This window comes from Sphingopyxis sp. OPL5, from assembly GCF_003797775.2.
Classification (GTDB): Bacteria; Pseudomonadota; Alphaproteobacteria; order Sphingomonadales; family Sphingomonadaceae; genus Sphingopyxis.
In genome coordinates this window covers 4639148-4654792 of sequence record NZ_CP060725.1, presented here as the reverse complement: position 1 = coordinate 4654792, position 15645 = coordinate 4639148, and the positions used below count along the sequence as shown (strand labels likewise).

Here is a 15645-nt window from a genome sequence, read left to right as displayed (position 1 = left end):
TCTCCCCGCGCGCCCCGCGCTTCTTCCCCGTGTTCGCTGGCCTTGTGCCGCAATCTTATGACGGTGAAAAGGCGGGATATGCGCTTTTTCTGCGCTCGACATTCGCCGCCGCGACATGGTTGACCGCTTCGTCGAGCGGCAGGCGGCGGATCGGGGTGCCCGGCGGGAAGGCCGAAAGCAGGCGCGAGGGGAAGCTGGGCGACAGCATGACGAACTGGCCGAAATCGTCGCTGCGCCGGATCAGCCGCCCGAACGCCTGCGCGATGCGGCCGCGGATCACCATGTCGTCGTAGCGCGCGCCGCCCTGCGCGGCGCGGCGTGCCGCGTGCAATATCGTCGGGCGCGGCCAGGGCACCCCCTCCATCACCACCAGCCGCAGCGAATCGCCGGGCACGTCGACGCCATCCCTCAAGGCGTCGGTGCCGAGCAGCGACGCATGCGGGTCGGCGCGGAAGATATCGACGAGCGTACCGGTGTCGAGCGGATCGACATGCTGCGCGTAGAGCGGCAGCCCCGCTCGCGCGAGCCGGTCGGCGATGCGCGCATGGACGATGCGCAGCCGCCTGATCGCGCTGAACAGCCCGAGCGCGCCGCCGCCCGATGCCTCGATCAACCGGCTGTACGCGCCGGCGAGCGCGGGCAGGTCGCCGCGCGCGATGTCGGTGACGATCAGCACCTCCGACTGGCGCGCATAATCGAACGGGCTCGGCACCGCGAAATGCTGCACCCCGCCGTCCATGTGCCGCGCGCCGGTGCGGATGTCGGCGTCGTGCCAGTCGTTCGCGCCGCGCAGCGTCGCCGAAGTGACGAGGACGCCCTGCGCGGGGCGATAGACGATGTCGGCGATCGGCTTGGCGGGGTCGAGCCAGTGACGGTGCAAGCCGGCATCGACCTCGCGTCCGTCGATGCGGTTCACCGCGAGCCAGTCGACGAAATCGGGATCGGCGGGACCGCCGACGCGCCCGAGCAAGGACAGCCAGGCCCCCAGCGTATCGATCCGGTTACCGAGGCTGTGCCGCGCGCCATCGACGCGCGCGCGCGCCTGGCCGTCGAGCCAGTCGGGCGGATCGTCGACCAGCGCGTCGAGCCTTTTGCCGAGCGCCATCAGCGGGCGAAGCAAGGCCTCGATCGCGTCGCCCGCGCTCGCGGCGGCGGCGACCAGTTCGGCGTCGGGGTCGGCGAGTTCGGTTTCGAGGCCGTAGCCGCTGTCGCCCTTGGCATCGACGCCGCGTGCATAGACCTGCCCGCGCACCGCCGCGAGCAGCCGCTCTATCGCCCCCCAGGGGGCGTTTTCGGCGAGGCGGGCGAGCCAGCCGTCGCCGGGTAGCTCGCCCGCGGCGTGGATCGCCGCCTGGATCGCCTTGTCGCCCGCCTCGTCATAGCTCGCGACATCGGCGAGCCGCGCCGCCAGCCCGCGCCGCCGCCCGCGCGATTTGCCTTCGGGGCCGAGGATCCAGCGATGGATCTCGATCGCTTCCTGCCCGGTCAGCGCAGCGGCGAACATGCTGTCGGCGGCGTCCCACAGATGATGGCCCTCGTCGAAGATCAGCCGCGTTGCCGGCGCCCCGCCGTCGCGCGGGCGCGCCGCCTGCACCATCGTCAGCGCATGGTTGGCGATGATGATATCGGCCTGGCCCGCTGCGCGCGCCGAGCGTTCGATGAAGCATTTGCGGAAATGCGGGCAGCCCGCATAGATGCATTCGCCGCGCCGGTCGGTCAGCGCCGTGGTGCCGTTGCGGCGGAACAGCGCGGGCAGCCAGCCGGGCAGGTCGCCGCCGACCATGTCGCCGTCGCGGCTGTACGCCGCCCAGCGCGCGACGAGCTGCGCAAGGATCGCGGCCCGGCCCGAAAAGCCGCCTTGCAACGCATCTTCGAGGTTGAGCAGGCAGAGGTAATTTTCGCGACCCTTGCGCACCACAACCTTTTCGCGGTGGGTCGCGGGGTCGGGGTAGAGCCGCTCGGTCTCGCGCGCCAGCTGGCGTTGCAGCGCCTTGGTGAAGGTCGAGATGCACACCGCACCCGCCGACTGGTCGATCCATTGTTTCGCGGGCGCGAGATAGCCCAAAGTCTTGCCGATCCCGGTGCCCGCCTCGGCGACAAGCATCTGCGGCGCATCCTTGCGTTCGCGCGGGGCGAAAATGCTCGCGACGGAGCGGGCATAATCCTGCTGGCCGGTGCGGCGTTCGGCGCCGTCGCCGGTCAGCCGGTCGAGCCGCGTGGTCACGTCGTCGGCGTTGATCGTCACCTGCCGCGGTTGCCCGCGCGGCGGCTGTTCCTCCCATTCGGGCAGCCGCGCGAACAGCCAGCGTTCGTCGCGTTCGGGCGCGGCCTGGCGTTGGATCAACGACGCCCAGGGCCAGCGCTGGCGCGCCAGCGCCTGCAGCCCGTGCCAGGCGCCTTCGCGCTCGGGCCAGTCGGGGTCGTCGAGGCTCGCGAGCATCGCGGCGGCGGCGTGCGGCAGGAACGCCGCGACATCGGCCTCGACCTTGGGCGCGTCGAGGTCCAGCGCAGCGGCGATCCCCGCAGGCGTCGGCACCGCGAAGCGCGCCGGATAAAGGAAAGCGAAGAGTTCGAGCAGGTCGAGCCCCGATAGGTCGGGATAGCCGAGCCGGTCGCCGGTCAGCGGCGCGCCGAGCAGGATATGCGGCGTGCCTGCAACCGCCGCGATCGCCTCGCCCCGATCGACGCGGCGCGCATGGCCTTGCGCATCGGCCAGCCAGATGCCGACATGGCTCGCATAAATCGCGGGCAGGGGAAGGGGAGCGGTCATCGCCCCAAGCTAAGGACAAAAGAGGAACGCGGCAAGGCGCGGTGGTGGTGATTTTGGGGTGGGGAGGGAAGGTCTCATAATTGTCATCCCCGCGAAAGCGGGGACCCAGTAGCAACGCCGGCTCGCTGGGTCCCCGCTTTCGCGGGGATGACGAAGTGAGAGGTTCGAACGACAGCTAACGCCAGATACCGGCCCTTCGGTCCGTTCAGTTCAATCCGCGCCGCCCAAAGGTCGTCGGGCGCATGCTGCGAAACACCTGCGCCGGCTCGCTCGGCCAGGTGCCCCGCGCGCGGTCGAGGGCGTTGTAGAGCGGGCCGTCGACGAGTTCGTAGGGAAAGCGCAGCCCCATGCGGTCGACTTCGGTCCACATCACGATCGCATAGACCGTCTGGCCGCCATAATGGATTTCGCAGCGCGAGCGCACCGGCAGGATCACGCCGCCCTCGATCCGCGCGCCGCCCTCGGACAGGTCGGTGATCCGGCCCTCGACCATGTTGAGCACGCCGTTGACGACGACGTCGAGCGATACGGCGGTGCGCGCATGCTGGCGCGGATTGCGGGGGGTGATGCTGGTCATGCCGCGAGGCTAGGCAAAGATGGTAAATTTTCCGGTAACGATCTTGTGTCGCCCCGGGACGTTCCGGCCATGTTGCAAGCAGGGGGCGAGAATGGTTTACCATGCGCCATGGTCCGCCCGATCATCCTCTATGGCATCGCGCTCGCGGCGGCGGCTTTCCTGCTCGAGTGGCTGAACTACAAACATGTCGTCCATCGCTGGTCGAGCGAATTCTATATCCTGTGCATCGCCGTCCTGTGCGTGGCGCTTGGTATATGGGTCGGCAACCGGCTCACCGCGCGGCCGCGCCAGCCCTTTGTGCGCAACGACGCCGCGATCGCGGCGCTGGGGATCAGCGCGCGCGAATGCGAAGTGCTGGCCATGCTCGCGGCGGGCCACGCCAACAAGGTCATCGCGCGGCACCTCGATATTTCGCCGAACACGGTGAAGACCCATATCGCCCGGCTTTATGAAAAGCTGGAGGTCGCCAGCCGGACCCAGGCGGTGCAGAAGGCGCGGACGCTCGACATCCTGCCGTAAATTCGGACGATGCCCCCCAATCACCCGTTTGGGCGATGGATTTCGGCCGTTGTTCGGGTCCATCCCGCATGGCATTCATCCTTTGGGGAGACAGGTCATGGGCAGGATCATCGCGGTTTACGGCGCCATCGCGGGCGTCATCGTCATTTTCGGCATGTTTATCAGCATCACCGTCGTCGCCGACCACGGCACGATGGGCATGGTCGCGGGCTATCTGTCGATGCTGGTCGCGTTGCTGTTCGTCTTCGTCGGCGTGAAGCGCTATCGCGACGTCAACCTGGGCGGGGTGATCGGCTTCTGGAAGGCGTTCGGGATCGGACTGGGCATCGGGCTGGTCGCATCGCTCTTCTACATCCTCGGCTGGGAACTCTATATGTGGCGGACCGGCGGGACCTTCATGACCGATTATATCGCCACGAGCATCGCGGACATGCGCGCGGCGGGCAAGTCGGCGGCCGAGATCACGAAATTCTCTGCCGAAATGGGAGCGATGGCGGAGCAGTATAAGAATCCGTTGTTCCGCATGGCGCTGACCCTGACCGAGATATTGCCCGTCGCGCTGCTGGTGTCGCTCGTGTCGGCGGCGCTGCTGCGCCGGAGCAGCTTCCTGCCCGCGACCCAGCCGCGCGACTGATCGACCTCCCCTCCCTTGGGGAGAGGGGAGCGGTTCGGCGCATTTTTGCCTTTCGCGCGGCCGCCGCTTCCCGCTATGGGCGGCCCATGACCGACCTGCATCTCGATCCCGCCCTGCGCGAACCCGCGTTGACGTCCAAGGCCTGGCCGTTCGAGGAAGCGCGCAAGCTGGTCAAACGCTATCCGCAGGGCAAGCCTGGTGGCGATCCCGTGCTGTTCGAGACCGGCTATGGTCCCTCGGGCCTGCCGCATATCGGCACCTTCAACGAAGTGCTGCGCACGACGATGGTCCGCCGCGCCTATGAGGCGCTGACCGGCGGTGCACCGACGCGCCTCGTCGCGTTCAGCGACGACATGGACGGGCTGCGCAAGGTGCCCGACAATGTCCCGCAAAAGGAAATGCTGACCGCCTATCTGGGCAAGCCGCTCACCGACATTCCCGACCCGTTCGGCAAGTATGAGAGTTTTGCGCATCATAACAATGCGATGCTGCGCGAGTTTCTCGACCGGTTCGGCTTCGATTATGAATTTGTCAGCTCGACCGAGCGCTACAAGTCCGGGGCATTCGACGAGGCGCTGAAGACGATCCTGCGCCACAATCAGGATATTCTCGACATCATGCTGCCGACGCTGCGCGCCGAGCGCGCCGCGACCTATTCGCCGATCCTGCCGGTCAGCCCGACCTCGGGCATCGTGCTGCAGGTGCCGGTGACCGTCGTCGATGCCGACAAGGGCCTCGTGTCGTTCGAGGATGAGGGTCAGACGATCACCCATTCGGTCCTCGGCGGCGGCGCCAAGCTGCAGTGGAAGGTCGACTGGGCGATGCGCTGGGTCGCCTTGGGCGTCGATTACGAAATGTACGGCAAGGACCTGACCGACAGCGGCGTGCAGTCGGGCAAAATCGCGCGCGCGATCGGCGGGCAAAAGCCCGAAGGGCTGATCTACGAAATGTTCCTCGACGAAAAGGGCGAGAAGATTTCGAAGTCGAAGGGCAATGGCCTGAGCCTCGAGCAATGGCTGAGCTATGGCAGCGAGGAGAGCCTCGCCTTCTTCGCCTATCGCGAGCCCAAGGCCGCGAAGCAGCTGCACATCGGTGTGATCCCCAAGGCGGTCGACGAATATCTGCAGATGCGTGGCAATTATCCCGCGCAGGAAGGCGACAAGAAGCTCGGCAACCCCGTGCATCATGTCCATGTCGCGCGCAGCGAGGCGGTGCCGGCGGACCAATTGCCGGTGACCTTCGGGCTGCTGCTCAACCTCGTCGGGGTGATGGGCGCCGATGCGTCGAAGGAACAGATCTGGCGCTACCTCGGCCAATATGTCGACGGTGCCAATGCGGCGACCTATCCCGAACTCGATCGGCTGATCGACAATGCGATGGCGTATAACCGCGACTATGTCGCGCCGACGTTGAGCCGCCGCAAGCCGGTGGGCGGCGAGGGTGCGGCGCTCGCCGACCTCGACGCGAAGCTGGCGGCGCTGCCGGCGGACGCCTCGGCCGACGATATCCAGAATATCGTGTACGAGATCGGCAAGAACGAAGCCTATGGTTTTGAAAACCTGCGCGACTGGTTCAAGGCGCTGTACGAGACTTTGCTCGGATCGAGCGCCGGGCCGCGCATGGGCAGCTTCATCGCGCTGTTCGGCATCGACAACACGCGGCGGCTGATCGCCGAGGCTTTGGGAGCATGAGAAGCCTTCCCTATCCGTTCGTCCCGAGCGAAGTCGAGGGACGCAAGGCGCGGCGCCAACGTGTCTCGACTTCGCTCGACACGAACGGAGTGCAGGAGACAGCGCGTTGATCGAAATCTTCACCACCGGCGGGACGATCGACAAGGTCTATTTCGACGCGCTGTCCGAGTTCCAGATCGGCCCGGCGGCGATCCCCGACATGCTGCGCGAGAATAATGTCCATGTCCCGCACCGCGTCACCCAGTTGATGCGCAAGGACAGCCTCGAGCTCGACGACGCCGACCGCGCCGCGATCCGCGCGGCGGTCGAAGAAAGCGCCGCGTCGCATATCCTCGTCACCCATGGCACCGACACGATGGTGGTCACCGGCCGGGTGCTCGCGGGAATCGCGGGCAAGACGATCGTGATGACCGGTTCGATGCAGCCCGCGTCGGTGCGCGCGAGCGATGCCGAGTTCAACGTCGGCTTCGCGCTCGCCGCCGCGCAGACGCTGCCGCCCGGGGTCTATATCGCGATGAACGGGATGATCTTCGACCCCGCGACGACCGAAAAGGACCGCGCGGGCGCGCGCTTCGTCGCCGCGGCGGATTAGAATATTCGGCGAGGGGCCGAGCGCCCCTGTAACTTCCTGTCGTTCCGGCCGGAATAGGAAGATGTGGGAGGGCAATGGGCTCTTCCGCCGGACTTATTTTGGAAGGATCACCCTATGATCAACAGCAAGCTTGCCGGCCTGATCGCCGCATCGGCCACCGCGCTTGCGCTCGGCGGCGCCGCCTTTGCCGCCGACGCGCCTTCGGGCAGTTCGGGCAGCGCCGTCGGCGCCAAGGACATGGTCCATTGCTATGGCGTCAACAGCTGCAAGGGCACCGCCGACTGCAAGACGACCGCGAACGCGTGCAAGGGCCAGAACGCCTGCAAGGGCCATGGCTTCAAGGCGGTGGCCGCCGCAAAATGCCTGAGCGACGGTGGTGTCATCGGCGACATCGGCTGATCGCGTCCTTGTCCCGCGCGGCCGCGGAGCGCCGCGCGGGGCAGTTTTTCTTTCGCCTGTGATCGAGATCATGCCAATATCCTTCCGGGTCGTGTGACAAAGGCCAAGGGGCAATGATTCGCCCCACCTTTATTCTGACAATCAAGGGAAGGACGATCTCATGACCAACAAACTTGCCGGGCTGATCGCGGCTTCGGCCACCGCGCTGGCGCTGTCGGGCGCCGCTCTGGCCGCCGATCCGCCGGCCGCCGCCAAGAAGGTCGGCGCGAATGACGAGGTCAAATGCTATGGCGTCAACAGCTGCAAGGGCACGTCGGATTGCAAGACCGAAGCGAGTTCGTGCAAGAGCGCGTCGGGCTGCAGCACCGCGGGCAACAGCTGCAAGGGCGCCAATGCCTGCAAGGGCAAGGGGTACAAGAAGGTCGCGGCCAGCAAGTGCCTTGCCGACGGCGGCACGATCGGCGCCTGATTTCCGCTCGGCAGGTCCGGCGCCGCCGGGCCTGCTGATTGGAATTTGAAGGGACGCCCATGGACGACCGCAAAACGGCGCCGTCGCCGGGCTTCGGGCTCGGCCTGCGCCCCGATCATTACCCCGAGTTCCTGGCCGGACCGCAAGCGGTCGACTGGCTCGAGATCATCTCCGAAAATTACATGGTGCCCGGCGGCAAGCCGATGGCGATGCTCGATACGATCCGCGCCGATTATCCGATGGTGATGCACGGCGTGTCGCTGTCGATCGGGTCGGACGAGCCGATCGACAGGACTTATCTGGCCGACCTGAAGGCGCTTGCGGCGCGGGTCGAGCCTTTGTGGATTTCGGACCATCTGTGCTGGACCGGGATCAACGCGCACAACAGCCACGACCTGCTGCCGCTGCCCTATGACGCGCCCGCGCTGACCTGCGTCGTCGACAATATCGCCCGCGTGCAGGACTATCTCGGCCGGCGCATCCTGATCGAAAATCCGTCGAGCTATGTCACCTTCCGCTCCTCGGACCGCAGCGAATGGGATTTCCTCACCGACATGGCGGTGCGCTCCGATTGCCTGTTGCTGCTCGACGTCAACAATATCTACGTCAGCGCGCGCAACCATGGCTTCGACCCGCTCGATTATCTCGCCGGACTGCCCGGCGACCGCATCCAGCAGATCCACCTCGCGGGGCATAGCGACATGGGCGACTATGTCATCGACACTCACGACAGCGACGTCTGCGACGCGGTGTGGGACCTCTATGCGCAAGCGTGCAGCATGTTCGGCCCCGTCGCGACGATGATCGAGCGCGACGACGACATTCCGCCGCTTGCCGACGTCATCGCCGAACTCGACCGCGCGCGGGCGCTCGCCGCGCGGGTGTTGGAGCCGGTGCATGGTTGAGGCGTTGCGCGATGTGCAGGCGCGATTCCTCGCCGGGGTGATGTCCGGCGATGCGGAGGCCGAGGCGCTGATTGTCGACGACAACCGCGTCGGCGCGGCGCGGCGGCTCGACATTTATCGCAACAATTACCGCGCCAGCCTGCGCGACGTGCTCGCCGACCATTTCGAGCGCGTCCACGCCTGGCTCGGCGACGATCAGTTCGACAATCTGGCCGACGCCTATGTCACCGCGCATCCGTCGCTCACGCGCAATTTACGTTATTATGGCGGCGAATTTCCGGCGTTTCTGGCGGATCATTATCCCGCCGACGGCGAACTGGCGGAACTGGCCGCACTCGACTGGGCGCTGCGGAGTGCGTTCGACGCCGCCGATGCGGCGCCGCTCGATGCCGCAGCGGTCGGGGCGCTCGGCGATGGCTGGATCGACCGGCGGCTGACGCTTCATCCGGCGGCGCAGGTGCTGCGCCAGTGCCACAACAGCCGCGCGATCTGGAGCGCGCTCGACGAGGGCGAGGCGCCGCCCGACGCGGTGTTGCTCGCGGTGCCGGTGCGGCTGCTGATATGGCGCCGCGGCGTCCAGTCGCAGTTCCGCACGCTGTCGGAGGGGGAGGCGGATGCCTTGGCGCTGTTCGAAGCGGGCGCCAGCTTCACCGATCTCAGCGCCGCGGCGATTGCGGGAATGGGTGAGGATGCGGCGATGCAGGCGCTGGCCGGGTGGCTCGCGCAATGGCTTGCCGACGGCGTGCTGGTGCTCGCGGATTAGGCGCGAACCGCCGTCACCTGCCGCAATACGCTGAGATAGCCCGGCGCGATCGTCATCGCCTCGTGCCGCCCGGCGCGGCCGAGCGCGGCATGGACCTGTGGCAACCGGTAACAGGGCACGCCCATGAACAGGTGATGCTCGGCATGATAATTCACCCAATAAGGCGCGACTGTTGCGCGCGCCAGCCAGCCGGCGTGCGTCGTGCGGGCATGGGTGAAGGGATCGTCGCTGCCGGTGGTCGTGCAGGCATGTTCGGCGATGTTGCGGATGCGCAGGTAAAGCTGGAACGTCGTCGCCAGCCCCGCGAGCCAGAGCAGATACGGCGTCCAGCCATAGAGCGCGAGCGACAGCATCAGCAGCACCGCCTGGACGAGCAGGAAACGTCCGACCGCGCGCGTCACCGCCATCGCACCCGCGACGTCGACCGTCGGTGACGTCATGCCGTCGTCGGACTGCTTGTTGAACGGCGTGCCCGCCTTGGTGCTTGCGCCCTTCTTTTCGGGCTTCTCGCCGCGCAGCATCGCCTTCAGCCCGACAAGCGCGAAGCCGAACTGCGCGACGCGCTGCTTGAAAAATGTCTGGCCGGTCAGGTCGCGCGCCACTTTGCGTCCCAGGCTGGCGCGGGTGGTGGGGAAGGGCTTCGACAGCGACAGGTCGGGATCCTCGGGCTGCTGGGTGAATTTGTGATGCTGCAGATGATAGGTGCGATACGCGATCAGGTCCGATCCCACCGCGGCGCCGGTCAGCCAGTCACCGAGGAAATTGTTGAGTTTTCGGTTCGGATGCAGCGCGCCGTGCGCGGCGTCGTGCATCAGGATCGCGAAGCCGAGTTGCCGCCCTCCGACGAGGATGATCGCCGCGAGCCAGCCCAGCGGGTTCGCCAGCCAGGCCGCGAGGCCGATCACCGCGATGCTGACGATCCACCCGTGCGCGACGAGCCAGATGCCGCGCCACGCCGAGGCGCGGGTGATCGCGGCCCATTCGGCGCGGTCGAAGAATCGGTCGGGCGGCAAGAGGCGAACGGCAGGCATGGTGCGACTATAATCGGTTTCACACGAAAACCCAATCCCTCCCATTATGGAGCAATTCCGGGGATTTACGGATCGGAGGGATAAGGTTTTGGAAACCCCTTTCTGGCACGGAATGGCGCAAGGACCGACTAAAGCAGGAACGGCGGGATTGGGGTTGAAGCGGGCCATCGTGCGACCGGAGAATAGCGAGCCGTCGTTCGACGGATCGTTGTTCGAATCGCCGGAATTCGTGACACGCCTGACGCGCGTCGCGCAGTTGTGGCACTATGTGCTGGTCAGCCGCGCGCTCGTCTATTTCGCCTGCGCCTTTTTCCCCGGCCTTCCCGGCTTTTTCGATCGTCCGTCGCAATGGCTGGTTCTGGCGCTCGGCATCGGCTGCGATCTGGTGCTGACGGTGATCGGGCAGCTGTCGCGTGCGCCGGGCAATGCGCTGGCGCGGCGCACCATCGTGTGGGGCACGTCGTGCATGACGCTGATCGCGCTCGGCACCTTGCTGACTAGTATCGCGATGTTCGTCTCGTCGCCGTCGGTCGATGCCACCCCTTATGCCGACGCCTTTGCCGCGATCCGGATCGGCGCCGTGCTCGTCGCGGCGGCGGCGGTCGCGATCGCGCGCCCGGCCTTTTTCGCCTTTGCCGGCGCGACCGCGCTCGGCGGGGCGATCGGCAAGGCGTCGATGCCCTTCGCCTTCGCCGCGATGATCTTCCTCTTCCTGCTGATCGTCATGGTCCGCGAGGATGCGCGGCACCAGCGGCGTACCGAGCGCGCGAACCGGAGGACGATCAGCGATCAGCAACGCGCGCTCAACCTGGTGCGCGACTTCGAACGCGCCGGGCGCGGCTGGTTCTGGGAAACCGACCGCCACGGCCAGCTCGTCTATATCTCGCCGACGGTGGCGGCCAAGCTCGGCCGTGCGCCGAGCGACCTGCGCGGCAAGCCGTTCACCGACATCATCCGCAAACGCATCGGCAATGACGAAAGCGAGGAACGCACCCTCGGCTTCAGCCTGTCGTCGCGCACCCCGTTCAAGGAACTGACGGTGCAGGCGGCGGTGCCGGGCGAGGAGCGCTGGTGGTCGATCTCGGGCCACCCGATCAGCAACGAGCTCGGCAATTTCCAGGGGTTTCGCGGCAGCGGTACCGACCTCACCGAAAAGAAGAAGTCCGAGCGCGAGATCAACCAGCTCGCGCGCTACGACGTGCTGACCGGGCTCGCCAACCGGCTGCATATCACCGACCTGCTCGAACGCGCGCTGAAGAACCATATCGGCCAGCCGCAGCCGTGCGCGCTGCTGCTGATGGACCTCGACCGCTTCAAGGCGGTGAACGACACGCTCGGCCATCCGGTCGGCGACCAGTTGCTCCAGCAGGTCGCGGCGCGGCTCGCGCAGATCGTCGGCGACCGCGGCCAGGTCGGGCGGCTCGGCGGCGACGAATTCCAGATCGTGCTGCCGCAGATCACCCACGCCGACAAGCTCGCCAACATCGCCAATGCGGTCATCCTCAGCCTCGCCAAGCCGTTTGCGATCGAGGGCGAACAGGTGCGGGTCGGCTCGTCGATCGGCATCGCGGTGTCCGAAGGGGCGGGGGTGTCGTCGGCGGCGCTGGTGCGCAACGCCGACCTCGCGCTCTATGCCGCCAAGGATGCCGGGCGCGGCGTCTATCGCTTCTATGCCGACGCGATGCACAACCAGGCCAGCGAGCGCAAGGCGATCGAGGACGCACTGCGCGACGCCTTGGCGAAGGACGAACTCAAGCTTGTCTACCAGCCGATCGTCGATGTCGCGAGCGAGCGCATCTCGGGATTCGAAGCGCTGATCCGCTGGCAGCGCGGCGACGAGGCGATGATCAGCCCGTCGAAATTCATTCCGATCGCCGAGGAATCGAACCTGATCGTGCCGATCGGCGAGTGGATCATCCGCTCGGCCTGCGCGTCGATCGCCCGGCTTGGTCCCGATCATCGCATCGCGGTCAATGTCTCGCCGCGCCAGTTCGCCAACGACAAATTGCCGGCGACGATCATGAGCGCGGTATCGGCGGCGGGTATCCGCCCCGAACAACTCGAACTCGAAATCACCGAGGGGGTGTTCCTCGACGAAAGCCCCGAGAATCTGGAGATGTTCCAGCGGCTGAAACGCACCGGGGTGCGGTTGGCGCTCGACGATTTCGGCACCGGCTATTCGGCGCTCGGCTATCTGAAGAAGGCGCCGTTCGACAAGATCAAGATCGACCAGAGCTTTGTGCGCGGCGCCGCCGACAAGAGCAGCATGAACGCCGCGATCATCTCGTCGATCGTCGGACTCGCCGCCGCGCTCAAGATGGAAACCACCGCCGAGGGGGTCGAGACGCACGACGACCTCGACCTAATCCGCGGACTCGGATGCAGCCACGTCCAGGGCTATATCTATGGGCGTCCGATGAGCCTCGACGAAGCGGTCGCGCTGCTGCGTGCCGATGGTGGCCGGGTCGTCGCGCAGGGGTATAAGAGCGCGCGCGAGATGCGCAGCCGCACCTTCCGCACGATTCAGGTCGAGAGCGGCGGGCATCGCTATGAGGCGATCGTCCGCAACCTGTCGACGCGCGGCGCGCTGATCGAGGGGCTGTGGAACGTGCCCGCGGGCACCGGATTTCGCCTCGAATTCGGCCCCGACCTTGTGCTCGATGCCGAGGCGCGCTGGTCCGATCAAAACCGCGTCGGGGTGCAATTCGCGCAGGCGGTTGAGATCACGGCGCTGATCGGCGGCAGCGTGGCGGGGCAGTCGGTACGCGCGCGGATCGAACGCGCGGCGTGATGGCCTGCGCCCGCGCTGCTGCGTGGGTGGGTGGTGGAGACGGCTTCGGGGTGGGGAGCGGCTAACCCCGTTAAAGAATGGCGATTTACGCCCGAAGCCGCTGAAAACTAGTCCGCGATCCGCCCGCGCACCATCACCCAGTCGACCTTTTCCAGCGTGCGCACATCGGTCAGCGGATCGCCCGACACCGCGATCAGGTCGGCCGACATGCCCGGCGCGATGCGGCCGATTTCATTTTCCATCGACAGCGCCTTCGCCGCGACGGTCGTGGCCGCCGCGACCGCTTCGCGCGGGGTCAGGCCGTTCGCCACCAGCAGCGCGAATTCGCCGGCGTTGCGGCCATGGTCGAACACCCCGGCATCGGTGCCGAAGGCGACGGGGACGCCGAGCGCCTTGGCGCGGGTCACCGCCTTGCCGACGCTGCCCATCGTCATGCGGACTTTTTCCTCGACGGTCGGCGTATAGATGCCCTTGCCCAGCCGCTCCTTGATCCCCTCGAAGGCCATCAGCGTCGGGACCAGATAGGTGCCCTTGGCCTTCATCACCCTCAGCGCCGCGTCGTCGGCGAAGGTGCCATGGTCGATCGTGTCGATGCCCGCCGCCGCGGCATCCTCGATGCCGCGCGCGCCATGCGCATGCGCCATCACCTTCAGCCCCAGCGAGTGCGCGGTGGTCGCGATGCTGTCGAGTTCGGCGCGGCTGAAATGTCCCTCAAGCCCGCGGCCCTGCTGCGACAGGACGCCGCCGGTCGCGGTGATCTTGATGATGTCGGCGCCGGCACGCGACGCCTTGCGGAGCTTTTCGGCGCATTCGACCGCGCCGGTGCAGGTATAACCCTGATCGAGCACGCCATGGACGTCCTCGCGAAAACCGGTGACGTCGCCGTGACCGCCGACGATCGACAGTGCCGGGCCGGCGGCGATGATGCGCGGACCGGTGATGAAACCGGCGGCGGTGCCGCGGCGCAGCGAAAAGGCGGTGTACTGTGCCGAGCCCGCCTCGCGCACCGTGGTGAAGCCGGCGCGCAGCGTGATGCCGGCGTTCTTGACCCCGACGACGACGCCCCATTCGTCGGGATCGACCGCTTCGCTGCGATAATCGCCGCCCGGGTCGCCGGTGAGGTGGACGTGGAGGTCGATCAGGCCGGGAAGCAGCGTCTTGTCGCCCAGGTCGACGATTTCGGCATCGGCGGGGGCGGCGGTGCGGCCCGCGCTGATCGAGGTGATGCGGTCGTCGGTGATGATGACGGTCGAGGCGCCGAGCGCGGGCTTGTCGGCGTCGGTGATGACATGGCCGGCGTAGATGACGGTGGTTTTCGCAAAAGCCGCGCTGCCCATGAGCGCGAGCGTCGCCGCGGCGACGAGTCCGAGTTTACGCATCCGATTTTCCCCTGCTTTGTCCCTTCATCGTGGCGCGCCGGGCGGGGGAGGGCAAGCGCATAAAAAGAGGGGCCGGTTGACCGGCCCCTCAGTTTGCCATCTGATAACCGAAAGGAATATTACCAGAAGAAATCGTAGATCACGTCGACCACTTCGCCGCTGTAGGTGTCGACGAGCAGCGCATCGTCATAATAGCGGACCCAGCGATACCCGCCATAGGCCGGCGGCAGGCGGTAATAGCCCGGATCGTTGATCCAGTAGCGCTGGCCATAGAAGAGCGAGCCGAGCGTGAAGCCGACGCTGAACCGCGTGTAATTGCGGCCGCGATAGGGGTTGTAATAGCGCGGCAGGCGATAGTTGTTGCCGTAGCGCTGACGATAGTCGCGCCAGTTGTAGCGGTTGTCGTTGCGCCAGCCACGGTTCCAGTTGTTGTCGCGGCGTCCGTCGCGATAGCGGCGATCGGCATAGCCGTCGCGGTTCCGGTCGTAGCGGCGGTCGACGCGGTTGTTGTCGTTGCGATCCCAGCGGCGATCGAGGTCGCCGTTGCGATTGCGGTCGTAACGCCGGTCGACCTGGCCATTGCGGTTACGGTCCCACTGGCGGTCGACCTGACCGTCGCGGTTGCGATCCCACTGGCGGTCGGTGCGGCCGTCGCGATTGCGGTCATAGGTGCCGCGGTTGCGGTCCTGACGCGGGCGCTGATCCTGGCCTTGCCACTGCTGGCGCGGAGCCTGTTGACGCTGGACCTGCGGACGCTGACCCTGGACCTGACCGCCGCGATCGCGGTTGCCCGACCAGTCGCGGCGTTGCGGCTGCTGTCCCTGCGGGCGCTGGCCTTGCTGACGCTGTACCTGCTGGCGTTGCACCTGCGGCTGCACCTGCGGGCGCGGTGCCTGCTGGCGCTGACCGCGCTGGTCGCCGCCACCGCCGCGCTGGGCACGGTTGCCGCGATCCCCGCGGTCGCCGCGCTGCGCCTGTTGCTGGCCGTCGCGGCCCTGTGCGAACACCGGGGCGATCGGGGTCAGCATCGTCGCGGCGATCAGCAATCCTCCGATAAACTTCTTCATCTGCCATACTCCTCGGTTTCCCATGGGCGACGGATAGCCGACCGGGAAGATGAACCGA

The 15645-nt window shown here is 66.7% G+C and carries 14 protein-coding genes; 9 read left to right on the top strand and 5 right to left on the bottom strand.

The genetic code is table 11. The features are described 5' to 3' along the window. Positions 1–55: 55 nt before the first annotated feature. Together EEB18_RS22360 and EEB18_RS22355 are read right to left on the bottom strand one after the other, a co-directional pair. A complete protein-coding gene (locus EEB18_RS22360) occupies positions 56–2770 on the bottom strand; it encodes an ATP-dependent DNA helicase (RefSeq protein ID WP_187138868.1) in 2715 nt (904 codons plus the stop codon). A 205-nt stretch (positions 2771–2975) separates the two neighbouring features. Beyond that, positions 2976–3347, bottom strand: a complete 372-nt coding sequence (locus tag EEB18_RS22355; RefSeq protein WP_187138867.1) for a PilZ domain-containing protein — start codon at positions 3345–3347, stop codon at positions 2976–2978. A 108-nt stretch (positions 3348–3455) separates the two neighbouring features. On the opposite strand from EEB18_RS22355, the gene EEB18_RS22350 reads away from it, so the two are divergent. From EEB18_RS22350 to EEB18_RS22315, 8 genes are all read left to right on the top strand, one after another. Continuing rightward, entirely contained in the window at positions 3456–3866 is a 411-nt protein-coding gene (locus EEB18_RS22350; RefSeq protein ID WP_187138866.1) for a response regulator transcription factor, read from the top strand. A gap of 97 nt (positions 3867–3963) precedes the next feature. Then, positions 3964–4500: a DUF4199 domain-containing protein gene (locus tag EEB18_RS22345; RefSeq protein WP_187138865.1), complete on the top strand. Its 537-nt coding sequence runs from the start codon at positions 3964–3966 to the stop codon at positions 4498–4500. Positions 4501–4586: 86 nt separating this feature from the next. Further along, the gene (locus tag EEB18_RS22340; protein ID WP_187138864.1) at positions 4587–6191 is read left to right on the top strand and encodes a lysine--tRNA ligase; all 1605 of its coding nucleotides are present in this window, start codon (positions 4587–4589) and stop codon (positions 6189–6191) included. A gap of 106 nt (positions 6192–6297) precedes the next feature. Continuing rightward, positions 6298–6783: an asparaginase domain-containing protein gene (locus EEB18_RS22335; RefSeq protein ID WP_187138863.1), complete on the top strand. Its 486-nt coding sequence runs from the start codon at positions 6298–6300 to the stop codon at positions 6781–6783. Positions 6784–6897: 114 nt separating this feature from the next. Continuing rightward, positions 6898–7182, top strand: a complete 285-nt coding sequence (locus EEB18_RS22330; RefSeq protein WP_187138862.1) for a hypothetical protein — start codon at positions 6898–6900, stop codon at positions 7180–7182. 160 nt (positions 7183–7342) lie between these two features. Further along, a complete protein-coding gene (locus EEB18_RS22325) occupies positions 7343–7651 on the top strand; it encodes a hypothetical protein (protein WP_056348204.1) in 309 nt (102 codons plus the stop codon). Positions 7652–7710: 59 nt separating this feature from the next. Then, positions 7711–8556 carry a DUF692 domain-containing protein gene (locus EEB18_RS22320; RefSeq protein WP_187138861.1) on the top strand — a complete coding sequence of 282 codons (846 nt, stop codon included), beginning with the start codon at positions 7711–7713 and terminating at the stop codon, positions 8554–8556. After that, positions 8549–9319: a putative DNA-binding domain-containing protein gene (locus tag EEB18_RS22315; RefSeq protein ID WP_187138860.1), complete on the top strand. Its 771-nt coding sequence runs from the start codon at positions 8549–8551 to the stop codon at positions 9317–9319. The genes EEB18_RS22320 and EEB18_RS22315 overlap by 8 nt, the downstream gene beginning before the upstream one ends. Here the strand turns inward: EEB18_RS22315 and EEB18_RS22310 are convergent. Beyond that, positions 9316–10350: a fatty acid desaturase family protein gene (locus EEB18_RS22310; RefSeq protein ID WP_187138859.1), complete on the bottom strand. Its 1035-nt coding sequence runs from the start codon at positions 10348–10350 to the stop codon at positions 9316–9318. The two genes, EEB18_RS22315 and EEB18_RS22310, sit on opposite strands and share 4 nt — an antisense overlap. Positions 10351–10579: 229 nt before the next feature. Here EEB18_RS22310 and EEB18_RS22305 point away from each other — a divergent pair, with 229 nt between their 5' ends. Continuing rightward, the gene (locus tag EEB18_RS22305; protein WP_262408043.1) at positions 10580–13141 is read left to right on the top strand and encodes an EAL domain-containing protein; all 2562 of its coding nucleotides are present in this window, start codon (positions 10580–10582) and stop codon (positions 13139–13141) included. 107 nt (positions 13142–13248) lie between these two features. Here EEB18_RS22305 and EEB18_RS22300 read toward each other — a convergent pair whose 3' ends face one another. Both EEB18_RS22300 and EEB18_RS22295 read right to left on the bottom strand, forming a co-directional pair. Then, positions 13249–14520: a metal-dependent hydrolase family protein gene (locus tag EEB18_RS22300; RefSeq protein ID WP_187138857.1), complete on the bottom strand. Its 1272-nt coding sequence runs from the start codon at positions 14518–14520 to the stop codon at positions 13249–13251. Positions 14521–14639: 119 nt separating this feature from the next. After that, entirely contained in the window at positions 14640–15587 is a 948-nt protein-coding gene (locus EEB18_RS22295; protein ID WP_187138856.1) for an RcnB family protein, read from the bottom strand. Positions 15588–15645 lie beyond the last annotated feature (58 nt).

Bases quoted from the DNA above. Each gene is read 5' to 3' on its own strand.
- EEB18_RS22360 (WP_187138868.1), bottom strand. From the start codon at position 2,770: ATGACCGCTCCCCTTCCCCTGCCCGCGATTTATGCGAGCCATGTCGGC.
- EEB18_RS22355 (WP_187138867.1), bottom strand. From the start codon at position 3,347: ATGACCAGCATCACCCCCCGCAATCCGCGCCAGCATGCGCGCACCGCC.
- EEB18_RS22350 (WP_187138866.1), top strand. From the start codon at position 3,456: ATGGTCCGCCCGATCATCCTCTATGGCATCGCGCTCGCGGCGGCGGCT.
- EEB18_RS22345 (WP_187138865.1), top strand. From the start codon at position 3,964: ATGGGCAGGATCATCGCGGTTTACGGCGCCATCGCGGGCGTCATCGTC.
- EEB18_RS22340 (WP_187138864.1), top strand. From the start codon at position 4,587: ATGACCGACCTGCATCTCGATCCCGCCCTGCGCGAACCCGCGTTGACG.
- EEB18_RS22330 (WP_187138862.1), top strand. From the start codon at position 6,898: ATGATCAACAGCAAGCTTGCCGGCCTGATCGCCGCATCGGCCACCGCG.
- EEB18_RS22325 (WP_056348204.1), top strand. From the start codon at position 7,343: ATGACCAACAAACTTGCCGGGCTGATCGCGGCTTCGGCCACCGCGCTG.
- EEB18_RS22320 (WP_187138861.1), top strand. From the start codon at position 7,711: ATGGACGACCGCAAAACGGCGCCGTCGCCGGGCTTCGGGCTCGGCCTG.
- EEB18_RS22315 (WP_187138860.1), top strand. From the start codon at position 8,549: ATGGTTGAGGCGTTGCGCGATGTGCAGGCGCGATTCCTCGCCGGGGTG.
- EEB18_RS22310 (WP_187138859.1), bottom strand. From the start codon at position 10,350: ATGCCTGCCGTTCGCCTCTTGCCGCCCGACCGATTCTTCGACCGCGCC.
- EEB18_RS22300 (WP_187138857.1), bottom strand. From the start codon at position 14,520: ATGCGTAAACTCGGACTCGTCGCCGCGGCGACGCTCGCGCTCATGGGC.
- EEB18_RS22295 (WP_187138856.1), bottom strand. From the start codon at position 15,587: ATGAAGAAGTTTATCGGAGGATTGCTGATCGCCGCGACGATGCTGACC.